Annotated in this window: 21 protein-coding genes; 7 read left to right on the top strand and 14 right to left on the bottom strand. The window is 73.6% G+C overall.

Going from position 1 to position 18,144, the window contains the following annotated elements; genetic code table 11:
- Positions 1-97: 97 nt before the first annotated feature.
- From smpB to cutA, 6 genes are all read right to left on the bottom strand, one after another.
- Positions 98-574 (bottom strand): SsrA-binding protein SmpB, encoded by a 477-nt coding sequence (gene smpB, locus N555_RS0111205; RefSeq protein WP_029431577.1) that lies wholly within the window; start codon positions 572-574, stop codon positions 98-100.
- A 168-nt stretch (positions 575-742) separates the two neighbouring features.
- Positions 743-1,636, bottom strand: coding sequence for a permease-like cell division protein FtsX (gene ftsX, locus N555_RS0111210; RefSeq protein ID WP_029431578.1), 894 nt, complete (start codon positions 1,634-1,636; stop codon positions 743-745).
- A gap of 44 nt (positions 1,637-1,680) precedes the next feature.
- The gene (gene ftsE, locus N555_RS0111215; RefSeq protein WP_029431579.1) at positions 1,681-2,370 is read right to left on the bottom strand and encodes a cell division ATP-binding protein FtsE; all 690 of its coding nucleotides are present in this window, start codon (positions 2,368-2,370) and stop codon (positions 1,681-1,683) included.
- A gap of 177 nt (positions 2,371-2,547) precedes the next feature.
- Positions 2,548-3,663 carry a peptide chain release factor 2 gene (prfB, locus tag N555_RS0111220; RefSeq protein ID WP_081866140.1) on the bottom strand — a complete coding sequence of 372 codons (1,116 nt, stop codon included), beginning with the start codon at positions 3,661-3,663 and terminating at the stop codon, positions 2,548-2,550.
- A gap of 49 nt (positions 3,664-3,712) precedes the next feature.
- The gene (locus tag N555_RS0111225) at positions 3,713-5,494 is read right to left on the bottom strand and encodes a putative bifunctional diguanylate cyclase/phosphodiesterase (RefSeq protein WP_051683957.1); all 1,782 of its coding nucleotides are present in this window, start codon (positions 5,492-5,494) and stop codon (positions 3,713-3,715) included.
- Between the two features lie 74 nt (positions 5,495-5,568).
- The gene (cutA, locus tag N555_RS0111230) at positions 5,569-5,940 is read right to left on the bottom strand and encodes a divalent-cation tolerance protein CutA (protein WP_231502699.1); all 372 of its coding nucleotides are present in this window, start codon (positions 5,938-5,940) and stop codon (positions 5,569-5,571) included.
- 33 nt (positions 5,941-5,973) lie between these two features.
- On the opposite strand from cutA, the gene N555_RS0111235 reads away from it, so the two are divergent.
- The 4 genes from N555_RS0111235 (at position 5,974) to N555_RS0111250 (ending at position 9,746) form a co-directional block, all read left to right on the top strand.
- Entirely contained in the window at positions 5,974-6,210 is a 237-nt protein-coding gene (locus tag N555_RS0111235) for a hypothetical protein (RefSeq protein WP_029431583.1), read from the top strand.
- Between the two features lie 118 nt (positions 6,211-6,328).
- A complete protein-coding gene (locus tag N555_RS28290) occupies positions 6,329-7,927 on the top strand; it encodes a serine/threonine-protein kinase (protein ID WP_051683958.1) in 1,599 nt (532 codons plus the stop codon).
- A gap of 123 nt (positions 7,928-8,050) precedes the next feature.
- Positions 8,051-8,986: a hypothetical protein gene (locus N555_RS0111245; protein WP_029431585.1), complete on the top strand. Its 936-nt coding sequence runs from the start codon at positions 8,051-8,053 to the stop codon at positions 8,984-8,986.
- A 118-nt stretch (positions 8,987-9,104) separates the two neighbouring features.
- Complete coding sequence (locus N555_RS0111250) at positions 9,105-9,746, top strand: DUF4230 domain-containing protein (protein ID WP_029431586.1); 642 nt, start codon at positions 9,105-9,107, stop codon at positions 9,744-9,746.
- Positions 9,747-9,773: 27 nt separating this feature from the next.
- On the opposite strand, the gene N555_RS0111255 is transcribed toward N555_RS0111250, so the two are convergent.
- Complete coding sequence (locus tag N555_RS0111255; protein ID WP_029431587.1) at positions 9,774-10,580, bottom strand: dioxygenase family protein; 807 nt, start codon at positions 10,578-10,580, stop codon at positions 9,774-9,776.
- A 108-nt stretch (positions 10,581-10,688) separates the two neighbouring features.
- Here N555_RS0111255 and N555_RS0111260 point away from each other — a divergent pair, with 108 nt between their 5' ends.
- The 3 genes from N555_RS0111260 (at position 10,689) to N555_RS0111270 (ending at position 13,272) form a co-directional block, all read left to right on the top strand.
- Positions 10,689-11,906 carry a YncE family protein gene (locus N555_RS0111260; RefSeq protein WP_197028971.1) on the top strand — a complete coding sequence of 406 codons (1,218 nt, stop codon included), beginning with the start codon at positions 10,689-10,691 and terminating at the stop codon, positions 11,904-11,906.
- Positions 11,907-11,954: 48 nt separating this feature from the next.
- Positions 11,955-12,947: a YihY/virulence factor BrkB family protein gene (locus N555_RS0111265; protein WP_029431589.1), complete on the top strand. Its 993-nt coding sequence runs from the start codon at positions 11,955-11,957 to the stop codon at positions 12,945-12,947.
- 109 nt (positions 12,948-13,056) lie between these two features.
- Complete coding sequence (locus tag N555_RS0111270; RefSeq protein ID WP_029431590.1) at positions 13,057-13,272, top strand: hypothetical protein; 216 nt, start codon at positions 13,057-13,059, stop codon at positions 13,270-13,272.
- Between the two features lie 7 nt (positions 13,273-13,279).
- Here N555_RS0111270 and N555_RS0111275 read toward each other — a convergent pair whose 3' ends face one another.
- From N555_RS0111275 to N555_RS0111305, 7 genes are all read right to left on the bottom strand, one after another.
- The gene (locus N555_RS0111275; protein WP_029431591.1) at positions 13,280-13,828 is read right to left on the bottom strand and encodes a hypothetical protein; all 549 of its coding nucleotides are present in this window, start codon (positions 13,826-13,828) and stop codon (positions 13,280-13,282) included.
- Positions 13,829-13,891: 63 nt separating this feature from the next.
- Entirely contained in the window at positions 13,892-14,359 is a 468-nt protein-coding gene (locus N555_RS0111280) for a hypothetical protein (protein ID WP_029431592.1), read from the bottom strand.
- Positions 14,356-14,766 carry a TadE/TadG family type IV pilus assembly protein gene (locus N555_RS0111285; protein WP_029431593.1) on the bottom strand — a complete coding sequence of 137 codons (411 nt, stop codon included), beginning with the start codon at positions 14,764-14,766 and terminating at the stop codon, positions 14,356-14,358. The genes N555_RS0111280 and N555_RS0111285 overlap by 4 nt, the downstream gene beginning before the upstream one ends.
- Positions 14,759-14,956: a hypothetical protein gene (locus tag N555_RS0111290; RefSeq protein WP_051683959.1), complete on the bottom strand. Its 198-nt coding sequence runs from the start codon at positions 14,954-14,956 to the stop codon at positions 14,759-14,761. Before N555_RS0111290 ends, N555_RS0111285 begins: the two co-directional genes overlap by 8 nt.
- 37 nt (positions 14,957-14,993) lie before the next feature.
- On the bottom strand, positions 14,994-15,926 hold the full coding sequence (locus tag N555_RS0111295) for a type II secretion system F family protein (protein WP_231502700.1): 933 nt from the start codon (positions 15,924-15,926) through the stop codon (positions 14,994-14,996).
- Positions 15,923-16,780 carry a type II secretion system F family protein gene (locus tag N555_RS0111300; protein WP_231502701.1) on the bottom strand — a complete coding sequence of 286 codons (858 nt, stop codon included), beginning with the start codon at positions 16,778-16,780 and terminating at the stop codon, positions 15,923-15,925. Before N555_RS0111300 ends, N555_RS0111295 begins: the two co-directional genes overlap by 4 nt.
- Positions 16,777-18,021: a CpaF family protein gene (locus tag N555_RS0111305; RefSeq protein ID WP_029431597.1), complete on the bottom strand. Its 1,245-nt coding sequence runs from the start codon at positions 18,019-18,021 to the stop codon at positions 16,777-16,779. Before N555_RS0111305 ends, N555_RS0111300 begins: the two co-directional genes overlap by 4 nt.
- Positions 18,022-18,144: the final 123 nt, after the last annotated feature.

Raw genomic sequence — 18,144 nt, forward strand, 5'->3', positions numbered from 1 at the left:
CACCCCGGTGCCGCGGTGTCGTCGTCGGCGCCGCGCTACAGGGCGGCACCCGCGACCACATGGCGGCAGTCGGCCGGCGCGAGGCCCGGGCCGAGAGTCAGCGGCGACCCTTCACGTAGCGGCCGAACGCCTTCTGGATCTCGCGGCGGGAGTCCCGCTCGGCGAGGTCGTGGCGCTTGTCGTAGCTCTTCTTGCCCTTGGCGAGCGCGAGCGTGGCCTTGACCTTGCCGTCCTTGAAGTACAGGTCCAGCGGGACGAGCGTCAGCCCGCCCTCCTTGGTCTTGCCGATCAGCTTGTCGATCTCGGACCGGTGCATGAGCACCTTGCGCTTGCGGCGGACGGCGTGGTTGGTCCACGTGCCCTGCGTGTACTCGGGGATGTGGACGTGCTGGAGCCACACCTCGCCGTCGTCGATGCTGGCGAAGCCGTCGACCAGCGAGGCACGGCCGGCCCGCAGGCTCTTCACCTCCGTGCCGGTGAGCACCAGGCCCACCTCGAAGGTGTCGAGGATCGAGTAGTCGTGCCGCGCCTTCTTGTTCTGGGCGATGTACTTCTGGCCCTGTTCCCGCGGCATGCGTACAGGTTATTCGCGAACGCCACCACGGTCGCCTCCGGACCGGTGCCGCCCTGCGCGGGTCGGGCCCGAGTGGGCCCCGGAGGGGTCCGCGAAGGGTGCGACGGCAGGGCTCAGCGCAGGTCGGGAACGGCTCCTGGCCGCGGTGCGATCCGGAGGATCGCGATGTCAGAGCCTCACGTACAACCGCAGGGTCACGTAGGCGGCGATCGCGGCCAGGCCCACGCCGGCGAGGGCGATGATCGGGCTGATCGTGGCGATGGCGCTCCAGTCGACCGGCGGGATGATCCCCGCCTTGATCGGCCCCGCCAGGGCCCGGTCGACGAACAGCAGCTTGGTGACCACCAGGCCGCCGATGGCCAGCAGCGCACCGATCAGTCCGGCCAGCGCGGCCTCCAGGATGAACGGCAGCTGGGTGTACCAGCGGGAGGCGCCGACCAGCCGCATGATGTTCGTTTCGTTTCGCCGGTTGAACGCGGCCAGCTGGATGGTGTTGGAGATCAGCAGCAGTGCGGCCAGCGCCTGCACCACCGCGACGGCGATGGTGGCGTTGCGGGCGCCGTTGAGCAGGCTGAACAACCGGTCCAGGAAGTCGCCCTCGTCGCGCACCTGGTCCACGCCGTCGGTCGCGTCGGGGAACTCCGAGGCGATCACGTCGTAGCGCTCCGGGTTGACCAGCTCGACGCGGAAGCTCTCCGGCAGGGCGTCGGCCGGGGTGTTCTGCACGAGCTCCGGCTGCTGGCTGAACTGCTGCTGGAAGCGGGCGTACGCGTCCTCCTTGGACTCGTACAGGTAGCTCTTCACCTCGCCGTCGGTCTGCAGCTCCTGCAGCCGCGTCTCGAGCGCGGCGCGCTGCTCCTCGGTGACGCCGTCCTCGAGGAAGATGGAGACCTGCACCTTGTCGTAGTAGATCTCCTTCATGTCGGAGATCATCCCGGCGATGAGCAGCCCGGTGCCCATGAGGCCGAGCGAGATGGCCGTGGTCAGGATCATCGCGACCGTCATGGTCAGGTTGCGACGGAGCCCGGTGGCCACCTCGGACAGGACGAAGTTGACGCGCATGGATTCCCTGTTCTGAGTTCAGTCGGAGGTCGGGGAGCCGAGGCTCAGCGGCCGACCCCGTAGACACCGCGCGACTGGTCGCGGGTGATCTGGCCCCCGTTGAGCTCGATCACGCGCCGGCGCATCGAGTCGACGATGTGGTAGTCGTGCGTCGCCATGATCACCGTGGTGCCGGTGCGGTTGATCCGCTCCAGCAGCAGCATGATCCCCTCGCTCGTCTCCGGGTCGAGGTTGCCGGTCGGCTCGTCGGCGAGCAGCACCAGCGGCCGGTTGACGAACGCGCGGGCGATCGCGACCCGCTGCTGCTCACCACCGGAGAGCTCACCGGGCAGCCGGTTGGCCTTGCCCTCGAGGCCGACCATCTCCAGCACCTCGGGGACGACGCGCTTGATCGTGCGCTGCGGCTTGTTGATGACCTCGAGCGCGAAGGCGACGTTCTGCTCCACGGTGCGGTTGCGCAGCAGCCGGAAGTCCTGGAAGACGCAGCCCATCGTGCGGCGCAGCTTCGGCACGTTCCACTTGCTCATCGTGTTGAGCGTCTTGCCGTTCACGCTGACCGTGCCCTTGGTCGGGTCGTCCTCCTTCAGCAGCAGCCGGAGGAACGTCGACTTGCCCGATCCGGACGACCCGATGAGGAAGACGAACTCCCCCTTGTCGATCTCGGTGGACACGTCATCGAGGGCCGGCCGCGCACTGGCCGGATAGATCTTGGTGACGTGTTGCAATTCGATCACGAGGCGCCACGGTACCTGTCCGGGGTCCCGTGATCGGCCGTTCGCGGAGCAACGCTCCGAGCGTTCTCGCAGACCGTCACGGGTGGGGCCGGAGTTGCCTGGAAGGTGATCACGCACCGTCGCCATCGCCACCCGAGTGTGACGATGGCAACGCCGTCCGTCACGACCCGCGACGGATCAGGCGGCTGCGCCGCCAGCCTCCTGCTGCTTGCGCCACCGGATACCCGCCTCGATGAACGAGTCGAGGTCGCCGTCGAGCACGTTCGACGGGTTCCCGCTCTCCACCTCGGTCCGCAGGTCCTTGACCATCTGGTACGGGTGCAGCACGTAGGAGCGCATCTGGTTGCCCCAGCTGCTCCCCTCCCCCTTGAGCGCGTCCATCTCGGCCCGCTGCTCGGCCTGGCGGACGACGAGCAGGCGCGCCTGCAGCACCCGCAGGGCAGCGGCGCGGTTCTGGATCTGGCTCTTCTCGTTCTGGCAGGACACGACGATGCCGGTCGGGATGTGGGTCATCCGGACGGCGGAGTCGGTGGTGTTGACGCTCTGCCCACCGGGACCCGAGGAGCGGAAGACGTCGACCCGGATCTCGTTCTCGGGGATGTCCACGTGGTCGGTCTGCTCCACGACCGGCAGCACCTCGACACCGGCGAAGGAGGTCTGCCGGCGGCCCTGGTTGTCGAACGGGGAGATCCGGACCAGCCGGTGGGTGCCCTGCTCGACCGACAGCGTGCCGTAGGCGTAGGGCGCCTTGACGGCGAAGGTGGCCGACTTGATGCCGGCCTCCTCCGCGTAGGAGACGTCGTAGACCTCGGTGGGGTACTTCCGCCGCTCGGCCCAGCGCAGGTACATCCGCATCAGCATCTCGGCGAAGTCGGCGGCGTCGACGCCGCCGGCCTCCGACCGGATGGTCACCAGCGCCTCGCGGGCGTCGTACTCACCCGACAGCAGGGTGCGGACCTCGAGCTCGTCGATGGCCGTCCGGATGCTGACCAGCTCCCGCTCGGCCTCGGCGGTCGTCGCCGCGTCGTCCTCCTCGGCGGCCATCTCGTGCAGCAGGCCGACGTCGTCCAGCCGGCTGCGCAGCTCCTCGACCCGGCGCAGGTCGCCCTGCAGGTAGGAGAGCTTGGAGGTGAGCGCCTGGGCGGCCTCGACGTCGTTCCACAGGTCCGGGGCGGCGGCCTGCTGCTCGAGCTCGGCGACCTCCTGGCGCAGCTTGTCGACGTCGAGCACGGCCTCGATCGACTTCAGGGTCGTGTCGAGCTCGTCCAGGACGACGGAGAAGTCAGCAGCCACGTCTGTCGAGGGTAGTGCGCTGCGGAGGCGGGGGGCGCCGGCCCGACCGTCAGCCCGCCGCGGTGAGGGTGACCCGCCCCTCCGACATGGCCGACCAGGGCACCGGCCGGCGTCCGCCGTTGTGCGCGAGCAGCCAGCCGGGGACCTCGGCGGCCGGCATCGGCCGGCCGAGGTGGTAGCCCTGGCCGAAGGTGCAGCCCAGCTCGGTGGCCAGCGCCAGCTGGTCGGCGGTCTCGATGCCCTCGGCCAGGCTGCGGATGCCGCAGGCACGGCCCAGCGCGACGACGGCGGCGATGGCCGCCGCCGCGTGGTCCCGGCGGCCCTCGGGGAAGGCGACCAGGCTCCGGTCGATCTTGAGCACGCCGGTGGGCAGGGTGACCAGCTGCCCCAGCGAGGAGAAGCCGCTGCCGAAGTCGTCGATCGAGACCTCGACCCCGCGGCGGCGCAGTTCGGCCAGCTGCGCGGCCGCGCACACGGGGTCCTCGGCCACGGAGGTCTCGGTCAGTTCGACCACCAGCTGCTCCGGCGGGAGGCCGGTCACGGCGAGTGCGGCGAACACGTCGTCGACCAGCGTGCCGGTGGACAGGTGCCGGGCGTGCACGTTGACGCCCACGACGAGGACCGACCCGTGCCGGGCCCACTCGGCGGCCTGGGCCGCGGCCGCGTGCAGCACCCAGCGGGTGAGCGGCAGGAGCAGGTCGTACTGCTCGGCGACCGGGAGGAAGTCCCCCGGCGGCAGCAGGCCGCGCTCGGGGTGCTGCCAGCGGACGAGCGCCTCGACCCCGGTGAACTCCCCGCTCGGGAGGTGCTGGATCGGCTGGTAGTGCAGGACGAGCTCGCCGCCCTCGATGGCGCGCTCGAGCTCCACTCCGAGGGCGGCACGGCGCTCGGCGGCCGCACGCAGCTCCGGGGTGAAGGAGTGCAGCCCGCCCCGGCCCGAGGCGCGAGCGGCCGACAGCGCCAGGTCCGCGTCGCGGACGAGCCCGGCCGCACCGGCGTCCGTGCCGACGGCGGCGGTCGCCACCCCGACGCTGGCACCCAGCCGCAGGACCCTGCCACCGACGGAGAAGGGCTCCGCGGTGAGCGCGGCCTGGCAGCGCTCGGCGACGGTCGCGGCGCAGTCGTCCGGGCAGTCCGGGGAGACGAGGAGGAACTCGTCGTCGCCGAGCCGGCCGACGACGTCGCTGCCCCGGGCGACCCGGCGCAGGCGCGCGGCGACCTGGCGCAGCAGCTCGTCCCCGGCCTCGTGCCCGGAGGCGTCGTTGACGTCGCTGAACCCGTCGACGTCGAGCAGCAGCAGCGACAGCGGGCCACGCCCCTCGCGGCGCAGCTCGGCGTCGACCAGCTGGTGCAGGTGGCTGCGGTTGGGCAGCGTGGTCAGCGGGTCGTGCCGGGCCAGCCAGGCGCTCTCCCGGCTCGCCCGCACGCGTGCGGTCACGTCGGCGTGGGTGACGACGAAGCGGGAGCCGCCCTCGATCGGCGCCGCCTCGAGGTGGTACCACCGGGCGCCACCCGGGCAGGCGAGGCCGTAGTCGTGCTCGACGCGGGCGACCTCGCCCCGGAACAGCGCCGCCATGCGGTCGGTGAACGCCCGGATCTCGGGGTCGTCCCCCAGCCGGGCGACCAGGTCGAAGTAGCGGGTGTGCCCGTGGGCGCAGCGAAGCCGCTCGTCGCCGAGGGCGTCCAGCCAGTACCGCCAGGCGGAGTTCGAGTACCGGACGAGGCCATGGGAGTCGACGAGCAGGGAGGGCAGCGGCAGCGCGTCGAGCACCGCCGTCACGGCGTCCCCGGGGTCGGGGACGGAGGTACGGGGGAACAGCACGTCGTCCACCAGCTCCTCCTCGCGGCTGCGGGCCCGTTGTCGGACCCGTTCCCGAACCATTTCGGCACAGGATCGTCCGTCCTTCAGCCGGCCTCCCCCGGAGGGGTGGGCGTGGGCTGCGTCTCGGCGCGGACCCAGGCCAGGTAGTCGGGGGCGCCGTCCACCAGCGGCAGGGCGATGACGCACGGCACGTCGTAGGGATGGACGGCGGTGACGTGCTCGACGATCGCCGGCACCAGCGCCCGCCGGGTGTGCAGCGCGACCCGGGCCTCGGGCTCGTCGTGCACCGCCCCCTCCCAGCGGTAGACCGACCGGATCCGGGTCAGGTGGTGCCCGCACGCGGCCAGCCGCCGCTCCACCAGGTCGCGGGTGAGACCGGCCAGCCACTCCTCGTCGGCGGCGGTGACCACCACCTCGCAGCACTCGTCGTCCATGACCGCCATCGTCCCGGGCATGCCGACGCCCCGGTCCGGGGTAGGGGGCCGACCATGACCGACGACATGACCATCCAGCTGGACGGCGAGGAGTACGTGGTGCGCCGGGAGGACGCCACGCTGCGGGTGGGCCGCCGCACCGGAGGGGACGTGACCTGGCTCGACGACGTCGACACCGGCGCGCTCCCGGGTGAGGCCCGCTCGGCGCTCGAGTCCGGCGACACCGGCAACACCTCGCTGGTCACGGCCCTGCGCGGCATCGTCGAGGCCGAGGTCAAGCGCGGGGGCTGAGGCGGCTCCGCAGGCCGGCGGCGGCCCCCGTCGAGGGGCGGCCGCCGGCGCTCGTCGACCACCGGCGGGCCCGTCGCCGTGGGATGCTCGGGTCCGGCCGCGACGACCAGGGGGCGGGGTGCACGGAGCGACCTTCGGTCCCTACCGGCTCCTGGGGCCGCTGGGCCGCGGCGGCATGGGCGAGGTGCACCGCGCCTGGGACACCGAGCACGAGCGGGTGGTCGCGCTCAAGCTGCTCACCCCGCACCTGGCCGCCGACGAGGGCTACCGCGCCCGGTTCCAGCGCGAGGCGCGGCTGACCGCCCGGCTGCGCGGACCGCACGTCGTCCCGATCCACCGCTACGGCGAGATCGACGGCCGGCTGTTCCTGGACATGCGCTTGGTCGAGGGCGAGGACCTGGCCTCGCGGCTGGCCCGGTGGGGGCCGCTCCCGCTGGCGACGGCGCTGTCGGTGGTCGGGCAGCTGGCCGAGGCGCTGGACGCCGCGCACGCCGACGGCCTGGTCCACCGCGACGTGAAGCCCTCGAACGTGCTGCTGACCGGGCGGCCGGACGACCCGTTCGTCTACCTCGTCGACTTCGGCATCGCCCGCTCCTCCCAGGACGGCGCGGCGATCACCCAGACCGGGACGGCGATCGGCTCCTACGAGTACATGGCCCCGGAGCGGTTCGTGACCGGCTCCGACGTCGACCCGCGGGTGGACGTCTACGCCCTGGCCTGCGTGCTCTACGAGTGCCTGACCGGGATCCGGGCGTTCCCCAGCAGCAGCCTGCCCAGCGCCTACCACGCCCATCTGCACACCGAGCCCGCTCCGCTGTGGGCCCGGCGGGCCGACGTGCCGCCGGCGCTGGACGCCGTGCTGCGCCGGGCTCTGGCCCGGGACCCGGCCCGCCGCACCGCGACCGCGGGGCAGCTGGTCGCCGAGGCGCGGCGGGCGGTGGCCGCCCCCGTCGCTGCCGCTCCGGGACCCACCGGCGCCCCGCGAGTCACCGCCGCTCCGGTGCCGCGGCCGGCATCCCGGCCGCCGGTCGCCGTCCCCGCTCCGACGCCGCGCTCACCGACGCCGCTGCTGCGACCGGTGCCGCGGGCCGCTGCCGCACCGACCCCGGCGGCGTGGCCGACCCCGCCGGCCGCTCCCCCACGCGGCCCGTTCCCGCCGGCCGCCTTCCCGCCGCCGTCGTTCCCACCGCGTCCCGCCCCGCCCGTCCGGCGCCGCCGGCCGGTCCTGGCCCTGCTCGTCGCCGCGTTCTTCGTCGCCCTGGTGGCGTTCATGGACCGCGCCGACGCCGACTACCCGGCGGGGGTCGCGGTGGGCTTCGGGCTCACCGCCCTCGCGAGCGAGGTGCTGCTCGGGCTGTCGCTGAGCGTGCGTGACGCGCTGGACCGCGCCGGCGGGCTGCCGTGGGTGCTCGGCGCGATCGCCGTCGGCACGCTGGTGCTCGCCGACCAGGGATCGGGCGCCTCGCTGGCCGGGCCGGCGGCCTTCGCCGGGGCGCAGGTGGCCGACCTGGTCGTCTGGCGGCTCGTGCGCCCCGGCCTCGGCTGGCGGGCCGCGCTCGTCGCCTCGAACCTCGTCGGCGCCGTCGCGTACACGACCGTGCAGGTGGCGGCCGGCGCGACCGGCGAGATGGGCGGCGCCTTCCTCGCCACTGCCGCCACGACCGTGCTGACGTGGGTGGTCGCCGAGGTGCTGCGGCCGCTGGTCGCCCGCCGCTGAGGGTGCAGACCTGACGACGACGGGTCGTCACATCCGTCACATCCACCACTCAAGCCACTCCCGTCGCATGCCGATGTCGGGGATGCGGGCACGTCGCCCGCCACCTCTCCCCGGAGCAGCCCGATGCCCAGCCGCCGCGCCCCGCGACTCCCCGCGCTCCTCCTGGCCGGCGGCGCCGTGCTCGGCGGGTGCACCACCGGGGTCTCCGGGCAGGCCACCGACGTGCCGGACGTGTCGCCGGACTGGAAGTCGCTGGCGTACGGCGCCGCCGGCTGCGCGTCCCGCGCCGACTGGGTCGCCGACGGGCTGCCGGCCGCGAGCTGGGACGAGCTGACCGTGGCCACCTCCCGCGCCGACCTCACCGGCGACGGCACCGACGAGGTCCTGGTGCTGGCCGCCTGCCCGAGCGCGGTGTCCGAGCCCGGCCAGGACGTCGTCGTCTTCGACGTGTCCCGCGGCGAGCCCGCCGCCCTCGACGTCCTCGGCGAGGGCATCCCCTTCTTCGACGCCGCGCTCACCACCGGCGCCGGCACGCTGACCGTCACCGGCCGCGCGGCCGGCTCCGACGACCCGACCTGCTGCCCCGGCCACTGGGCCTCGGTCACCTACGACTGGACCGGCACCGGGTTCCGGCTCGACGAGCAGATCTCCGTCCGCACCACCCAGCCCGTGGTGGCCGACCGGCTCTCCGACGGCCGGCACGTGGGTTTCCTGCGCGCCGTCACCGCCGACGCGGTCTACGTCGACCTCGTGGACTGGTTCGAGGGCCCGGCCGCGGCCGCCGCCTGCGCCGAGGACGGCGTGGCCGACAACGGCTGGGAGCAGTGCAGCGCCTACTACGCCCGCGACGTCGACGACCGGGTGACCGCGGTCCCCGTCCGCTCCGGGGCGGACGCCTCCTACGTCGACCCGTGGACCGCCGAGGAGGTCGGCGTCGCCTCCGTGGCCGCGCTGGCCGGCACCGCCGCGGTCTCCGACGACGCCGGCGAGCACTCCTACATGCGGCTCACCGTGGCCGGCGGCGAGGTCGTGTCGGTCGAGGGCGTCTACGTCCCCTGATCTCTTCTCGGGATCGCCGGCGGAACGGGAATGGGGTCGGCAGGCGCATCGCTGTAGGCGGTACCCCCGCGAGGCGCAGCGCCCGGGGGATCCCCCAGCGACACCGAGGAGCCCTCGCATGCCGTCGAAGAGCCGCCGTGGACTGGTCAAGGCCGGAGTCGTCGCGGGGGCCGTGGGCCTCGGGGTGCTCGCCGTGGGCTCGTTCGACTGGGGCAACCCGTTCGCACCGGAGGAGATCGACCGCAGCACCACCCCGCTGCTGGTCTCCCTCGCCGACCTCGACGAGTACCACGCGGCGACCGGCAGCTTCCAGGTCGTCGTCGACGTCGAGTCCGACACCCCGTACGTGCCCGCGGTGATCAGCGGTGAGCGGGTGCAGTTCCTCGCCACCGGCACGGTCGACGCCTACGTGGACTTCGCCCACCTGGACTCCGACGCGGTGAAGCTGTCCGAGGACGGGAACGCGGCCACCATCGTCCTGCCCGCGCCGGAACTCGCCGAGGCCCGCATCGACCCCGACGAGAGCCGTGTCCTGGACCGCGACCGCGGCCTGGTCGACCGGGTCGGTGACGCGCTCGGCGACGACCCGACCGACGAGAGCGAGCTCTTCTCCATGGCCGAGGACCGACTGGAGGACGCCGCCGACGACAGCGACCTGCTCGACCGCGCCGAGGACGGCACCCGCGACATGCTGACCGCGCTGGCGAACTCCCTCGGCGTGGACGACGTCACCGTCGAGTTCGTGCCCGCCGCCGACTGACCGCGCGCACCGACTGACCCCGCCCGGTCAGACGACGCCGAGGACGATCGCGGCCAGCCAGCCGTCGCCCTGCGCCGCGGTCCGCAGCAGCGCCTGGTCGGCATAGAAGGCGTCGGTGTCGTTGCGGGTGTCCCGGCCGGGATGCCCGGCGTACGGCCCGGCGGCGAGGACGGCGTCGTTGACCGTGTCGTCGAAGAACAGTTGCGTCGTCAGCACCGTGCCGCCGTCGAGGTGCACCTTGAGGTGCAGGTGCGGGGTCCGCGTCGGGTACCAGCCGGGGTAGACGGTGGCGAAGGTGACGACGCCGGCGAGGCCGGTGACCTGGGTGCCGCGCAGGAACGCGGTGCCCTCGGTCGTCGCCGACTGCGGGTCGCCGTACTCGTCGGTGCCGCCCGGGTCGCCACCCTCCCCCGGCGAGGCTCCGGCGAAGCCGGAGTAGATCCCGCCCGCGTCGCACTGCCACAGGTCGACGACGGCGTCCGGCACCGGCGCGCAGTCGGGCAGCCGGACCACCCGGAAGGCCAGGTCCAGCGGAGTGCCGGGCCGGCCGTCGCGGATGTCGCTGCGCACCGCGTGCGCGTCGAACCACGTCGGCCCGGCGATCGTGTCGGGCGTCAGCACGCAGGGCGTGGTGCCGTCCAGCAGGCCGACGGCGGTCGGCAGCGGCGGCGGCGCAGGGGTCGACGGGGCGGCGGCGGACGACGACGCGCTGGCGGTCGGGGCGGTGGCCTGCGGCTTCTCGCCGGTGCACGCGTCGAGCACCGCGGCGAGGGTCAGCAGCCCGCCGGCGCCCAGCAGCCGCCGCCGTCCGAACCCGCTGCCCCCGTCGTCCACGGCGGGCGACGCTAGTCCCGGCGCGCCGCGCCCGCCCGCGGTTCCCCTCGGCGCGCGGACGTGTGAGGGTGTCCGGCGGCGCACGGGGCGCCACGGAGGCGAGGGCTCGTGAGGATCCGGAACGCGGCGACGGCGGCCCTGGGTGTGCTGCTGATGGTGGCCGGTTGCTCGTCCGACGACGGCGGCAGCGACGCTGCGGAGGAGACGCACGCGCACGGCCACTCGTCGTCGTCGCCGGCCATGAGCACGCCGCCGCCCACGACCGCCGCGCCGACCCCGGTGATCGCCGACCAGCTCCCGGGCATGCCGCCGGTGCTGGACGCCGGCAACGTCTACTCCGAGACCGGCCCCGACGACCTCAGCGAGGCCGCCCGCGCCGCCCGGCCGATGGTCTACGTGCCGCACAACAGCGGCGAGGTGTGGGAGATCGACCCGGCCACCTTCCAGGTGGTCGCGAAGTTCCCCGCCGGCCTGGAGGTGCAGCACGTCGTCCCGTCGTGGGACATGCGCACGCTCTACGCCACCGACGACATCGGGAACACGATCACCCCGATCGACCCGGTGACCGGCCAGAACGGCCCCCGGATCCCGGTCGACGACCCGTACAACATGTACTTCACCCCGGACGGCGCGGCCGCGATCTCGGTGGCCGAGGCCCGCAGGTCGCTGGTGTTCTACGACCCGCACACCTGGGTGGAGCAGAGCCGGCTGCAGATCCCCGAGTGCGCCGGCATCGACCACGCCGACTTCACCCCGGACGGGCGGACCGCGGTCTTCACCTGCGAGTTCGCCGGGCGGGTCGCCGTCGTCGACGTCCCGTCGCGGACCGTGCTGCGGCTGATCGACATGCCGGTGATGAACACGCACATGGGCCCGCAGGACATCAAGCTCTCCCCCGACGGCAGCCGGTTCTACATCGCCGACTCCGACCAGGGCTCGCTGTGGGTGCTCGACGGCGCCGCGACCCAGGTGATCGGGGAGATCCCGACCGCACCCGGCACGCACGGCATCTACCCGAGCCGCGACGCCACGCAGCTGTACGTGACCAACCGGCACAGCGGCTCGATCTCGGTCCTCGACGCGAACACCGGTGCGCCGATCGCCACCTGGACCATCCCGGGCTCCGCCAGCCCCGACATGGGCGGCGTGACCGCCGACGGGACCCAGCTGTGGCTGTCGGGCCGGTACGACAACGAGGTCTACGTGATCTCGACGGCCGACGGCTCGCTGCTCGCGCGCATCCCGACCGCGGGCAAGCCGCACGGGCTGTGCGTCTGGCCGCAGCCCGGTCGGTACTCGCTGGGGCACACCGGCGTCACGCGCTGACACCACGGGCGCGGGGCGCATCCCCCGCGCCCGTGGTGGACTGCGCACGTGGCACTCGCCGATCGACTGGACCGGCTGCAGCGCCGCCATCCGGTGGCCGGCTTCCCGATCGCCGTCGTCTACAAGTACGTCGACGACTCCGGCCCGTACCTGGCCGCGCTGATCACCTACTACGCGTTCGTCTCGCTGTTCCCGCTGCTGCTCCTGGCGACGACGATCCTGAGCTCCGTCCTCGCCGGGAACCCGGACCTGCAGGAGCGGCTGATCGACTCGGCGCTGAGCCAGTTCCCGGTGGTGGGTGAGCAGCTGGGCGAACCCCGCGGGCTCAGCGGCGGCACGCTCGGCGTCGTCATCGGGGTCCTCGGCGCCCTCTACGGCGGGCTCGGCGTCGCGCAGGCGGTGCAGCACGCCATGAACACCGCCTGGGCGGTGCCGCGGAACAACCGGCCCAACCCGTTCCTGGCCCGCGGCCGCAGCCTGCTGCTGCTGGCCACCGCCGGGCTGGCCGTGATCGGGACGACGGCGCTGTCGACGCTGGGCGCGGGCGGTGCCGGCTCGCTCGGGGTGCTGCTGCGGGTGCTGGCGCTGGTGGCGTCGATCGTGGTCAACGCGGTCGTGTTCGTGTTCGCCTTCCGGCTGGCCGCCGCCCGGCACCTCACCGTCCGCCAGGTGCTCCCGGGGGCGCTGGCCGCGGCGGTTCTCTGGCAGCTGCTGCAGACGTTCGGGGTGGCGTACGTCGGCCGGGTCATGGACAGCGCCAGCGCCATCAACGGCGTCTTCGCTCTGGTGTTGGGGATGCTCGCGTTCCTCTACCTGTCGGCGGTGGCCTTCGTGCTCTGCGTCGAGATCAACGTGGTCCGGGTGGACCGGCTGTGGCCGCGGGCCCTGCTCACCCCGTTCACCGACGCGGTCGACCTGACCCCCGGGGACCGCCGCAGCTACACGGGCTCGGCCAAGGCGGAGCGGCAGAAGGGGTTCGAGACCGTGCACGTGACGTTCGACCAGCCGGACCGGAACGGCTCGGCTCCGCGGGACGGGTGACGCCCAGCCGGTCACTGTGCGTGACGACTGACCGGCTCCGGCCGGGCTCGGATCGGACGCGCGACGGAGGGATGGCGGCAGTGTCGGAGGGAGGGGTCACCCTCTTCCCATGATGTACCGGGCAGCAGCGGCCCTGGCCAGCGACGACACCGTGCTCGCGACGGAGCAACTGCAGGAGCAGTTGCAGCTGATCGCGATGGCCGGGGGGCGAGTACCCGACTGGAGCACCCTCGCCGTCGACGGGCCGACGCCCGGTCCGGAGTGGCGCGGCCAGGCGTGGTTCGAGTTCACCGCGACCGTCGAGGGCACCCCCGCGCCCCACTGAGGGTGGCTCAGGCGGGTGGCCCAGGAGGCAGCGGACGGGCCGGCCGAGGTAGGGCCGTCGAGATCGTCTTCCGCCCCTGGACCAGCAGGAGGATCGCCTCGACCGACCCCGAGAAGAGCAGCCACACACTCAGTGCAGCGACCACCGTGAGCGACCAGGCCTCGTCCGCGGTGGTGGCGGCGAGGATCCACACGTAGACCCCCAGCGACACCGTCGAGCCGAGCCAGAACTGCTGCGCGTCGAAGCGGTCCGCATCGTCCGTGTGACGCTCGTAGACCGCCGCGTGGAGAATCAGGCCGGCGACTCCCGCGCCGCCCATGACCCAGTACCCGACGCGCCAGGGATGACCGGGCATCAGGGCGACCATGGCCGCCAGGAAGGGCACCAGCAGCTTCAGGAGGGCAGTGCCCGCGGCCGCCAGCTTCAGCGGCGACCGGACCCGAGGATCACCGGAGATCAGGCTGCTGCTGATCGACAGGGTCGCGACCAGCACGACGAAGGCCGTGACCGAGACCTGGGCTGTGGCGGCGAAGAACGTCTCCCACGGCCAGTCCATCCCGCCACCCTGTCACTCCTCCCGCCGCCGGTGCCGCGTTCCTCTCCCGCCGAGGAGTGGACCTCAGGCGTCGACGTAGCGGTCCCGCTGGACGACGAACTGGCCGGTCGCGGTGTTGGCGTCGATGAACTCCGGCAGCAGCGGGATCCGCACGGTGACCGTCACGCAGACGCTGAACTCCTCCCCCGGCGTCAGCGTCGGGGTGTAGCTGCCGGCCGCGTCGCAGCCCGACCCCGCCGGCGCGAACTCCAGGCGCACGTCCGTGGCCTCCACCGACTGGTCGCCCACCGCCAGTTCCACCGCCCGCTCCGCCCGCGCCATCCCGGTCGCGACGTCCGGTGCGGTGCCCAGCGCCCGGCCGGCCTCGCGTGCGGCCGCGGTCGCCGCGAACACCCCGCGCTGCACCGACGAGAACCCGGCCACCAGGTAGACCAGCGGCACGAACACGACCAGCGCGACGAATACGAACTCCACCAGCGACGAGCCGCGCTCCCCGTCCGGACCCCGCAGGCGCCCGAGGACCCACCTCATGCGCCCTCCCGGACGGCACGACCGGTGACGTCGACGGGCAGCAGGTCCCCGAGGCCCGCCAGCAGCGTCGGGACCGCACCCGTGCAGCGCACGACCACGAGCGTCAGGCCGGTGTCGTCGAGCTCCTCCGTCGAGGTGCACGTGAGACCCGCCGCCGTCCCCTCGGTGGTCGCCGCGGCCACGATCTCGGAGGTCCGTGCAGCGCCGTCGGCCACCGGCACGTCGGCGTTGGCCGCGTACCGCGCCCCCTCCTGCGCGCTGGCGGTCACCACGTTGCGCACGTGCACGTAGACCGCCACCTGCAGCACAGCGAGCATCAGCACCACGATCAGCACCGAGACCAGCACGAACTCGACGACGGCGCTCCCGCGCTCGCCGTCGTCCCCCACGAGCTGCGGGTCAGCCACCGCTCGTGACGGAGTCCAGGGCGTTCTGCACCGCGTTCACGATCGCCTCGCGGAACGGGACGAGGATGGCGAGCACCAGCGCCGCCGTCATCACGGTGATCATCACCCAGCCGGGGACGTCGCCGCGCTCGGGATCCTCCCCGCGCAGACGGGCGGCCAGCGCCGCGAGCGCGGCCAGGAACAGGGTCATGAGACGCACGTGCGTCCTCCTCGTTCGGTCGCCGCGTTCATGACGCCAGCGAGACGATGCTGATCAATCCGGGGAAGAGAGCGAAGAGAACCGTCACCGGGAGCACCAGGAAGACGACCGGGACCATCATCGCGATCTCCTTGCGGCCGCCGGCCTCGAGCAGCCGCCGCTTGCCGGCCTCGCGGACGTCGGCGGCCTGCGCCCGCAGCACCTCGGCCAGCGGCGTGCCGCGCTCGATGGCGACCAGGAGGCCGTCGACGAACCGGGCGAGCGGGTCCAGCGAGGTGCGGTCGGCGACCTGCTGGAGCGCCTCGGTGAGCGGCACCCCGGCGCGGGCCCGTCCGAGCGCACCGCCCAGTTCACGGGCCAGCTCGCCGCCGGAGAGCCGGGTGACGCGGTCGATGGCGGCGGCCGGCCCCTCTCCCGCCGTCACGGCCAGCGCCAGCAGCTCCGCGACCACCGGGAACTCGGCCAGCAGCAGCTCCTCGCGGCGCGTCACCTGCCGGGTCAGCCACCAGTCGCGGCCGAGCAGACCGCCGACCGCCCCGGCCACGCAGAGCAGGCCCACCGACAGCACGTTGAACTCCCCCGCGGCCAGCGTCCCGACGAGCGCGACGCCCGCCGCACCCAGGAGGCCGAGCCCGCCCCAGACGACCTGCTCGACGCGGAAGTCCTCGACCGTCGTGTCGGAGGCCAGCGCGTCGAGGCGGCGGCGGACCGCGGCCCGGCCGCCGAGCGCGCGGTCGAGCAGGCGGGCGCCGTCGGTCACCACGGGGCCGAAGACCCGCCGCGCGGCCGTGAGGAGCCCCGGCTCGGTCGCCGTCCCCAGCAACCGGGACGGCGTCGGCGCGTCCTGCAGGTAGGGCGCGAGCCGGTCGACCAGCCGCACCGAGCGGAACGGCGGCGCGTAGGTGACGACCAGGAGCACCCCGGTCGCCGCGGTGAGGCCCAGCAGCATCCCGAGGATCACTGCAGCACCCGCACGTCCTGGGGCAGCTGCCCGATCCGCAGCATCAGCCGGTAGGCGACCAGGCACACCGCACCGCCGCCGAGCAGCAGCGCCGTGCCGGCCGCCGAGTCGTAGGCGGCGAGCGTCGTGGACTGGGTGGCCAGCAACAGCAGGACCACCCACGGTGCCGCGACCGCCAGCCGCGCGGCCTGCACCACCCAGCCCTGCCGGGTCTCGAGCTCGGCTCGGGCGCGGGCGTCCTCGCGGAGAAAGGTCGCCAGCGTGCGGAGCACCCGCCCGAGGTCACTGCCGCCGACTTCCCGGGCCACGCGCAGCGTCTCCACGATCCGGTCGCCGACCGGGTCGGCCAGGTCGGCCTTGAGGCGGTCCAGGCACGCACCGAACCGGCCGCTGCTGCGGTACTCGGCGGCGAACCGCGCGAACGTCGGGCGCAGCACCTCCGGCCCGCGGACCGCCAGCGCGGCCAGCGCCTCCGGCAGCGACAGCCCGGCGCGGACGGCGGAGGCGAGGTTGTCGACCACCTCGGGCCAGACCTCCCGCAGGTCCGCGCGACGACGGGCCGCCAGGCGGCGCACCTGCACCGCGGGCAGCGCGAACCCGAAGACGCCGAACGCCAGGCTCACCGTGACCGTGCCGGTGCTCAGCAGGACGATCACCAGGACGACGAGCCCCAGACCGACCTGGAGGGCCATCAGCTGCGCACTGTTGATGCCCGTGAGCCCGGCCGCGGCGAGTTGCTGCTGGCGGCGCCCGATGCGACGCGGCCCCGGCCGTCGCTGCGGTGCCCGCGGACCGCTGCGCCAGACGAGCAGCAGGCCGACGCCGAGCATGAGCCCGAGGAGCGCGCCGGTCACCGCTCCCACCTGCCGGAGTCGTCCAGGAGAGCGGCGAGATCGATGCCCTGCGCGGCGAACCGCTCGGGGTGGGGCGGGTGCCCGCCGGCGCGCACCAGGCGGCCGTCGCGGGAGGTGAAGACGTCGGCCAGCTCGACCACGCCGTCCTCCGTGCGGCCGGGGACCGCGACGATCTCGCGGACGCGGCGCCGGCCGTCGACGTCCGTGCCGACGTGCACGACGAGGTCGACGCTGGCCGCCACCGTGGGGACGACGAAGGCGTGGCCGATGTTCTCGCCGGCCAGGAGCGGGAGGGTGCACATCTTCGTCACGGCCTCGCGGGCGCTGTTGGCGTGCAGCGTGCACATCCCAGGCAAGCCCGAGTTGAGCGCGATGAGCAGGTCCAGGCACTCCTCCTGGCGCACCTCGCCGACGACGATCCGCGAGGGCCGCATCCGCAGCGCCTCCTTGACCAGCCGCCGCAACGGGATCTCGCCGGCGCCCTCGAGGTTGGGCTGGCGGGTCTGCATCGAGACGACGTCGGGCAGCGGGACGCGGAGCTCGAAGACCTCCTCGGCGGTGATCACCCGCTCCCGGGCCGGGATCGCCGCGCACAGGCAGTTGAGCAGGGTCGTCTTCCCGGCCTGGGTGCCGCCGGAGACGAGCACGTTGAGACCGGCGGCGACAGCGGCCTCAAGGAACCGCGCCGCGTGCGCCGTCAGGGTGCCGAGCTGGACCAGCTCGTCGAGGGAGTGCGCCTGCAGCACGAACTTGCGGATGTTGACCGCCATGTGCCGCCGGGTGATGTCCGGGATGACGACGTGCAGCCGGGAGCCGTCGGGGAGCATCGCGTCGACGAACGGCGTCGACATGTCCAGCCGCCGGCCGGAGGTGCGCAGCATCCGCTCGACCAGGTCGGCCAGCTCGCCGGCGCCGAGGATCGTCGTCGTCAGCTCGCTGCGCCCCCGCCGTGCGACGAACACGCGCCCGGGCTCGTTGACCCAGACCTCCTCGATCTCCGGGTCGTCGAGGTAGCGCTGCAGCGGACCGAACCCGGCCACCCGGTCCAACACGTCGCGGACGATCGACTCCGGGTCGCCGATGGGTGGCAGCGTCGAGGTCAGCGACCGCTCGGAGTAGTCGGCGACGACGTCGCGGACGAGCGACCGGACGGGCACCGGGTCCACCAGCGGGTCCAGCCCACGACGACGGATGAGCTCCCGCACCTCGCCGTCGACGACCTCGAGCGCGCTGGCCGCCATCGGCACACCCTCACCCCCGCGTCGCCCGGTTCCCAGATCGCGGGGACTGTAGGAGAACCGGCCGGTTCCGTGCGCCGTGCGGCAGGCGTCCTGTGGACAGCTCACGCTCACGGGGCGTCGCGG

The sequence above is a fragment of the Blastococcus sp. URHD0036 genome (assembly GCF_000701365.1).
Classification (GTDB): domain Bacteria; phylum Actinomycetota; class Actinomycetes; order Mycobacteriales; family Geodermatophilaceae; genus Trujillonella.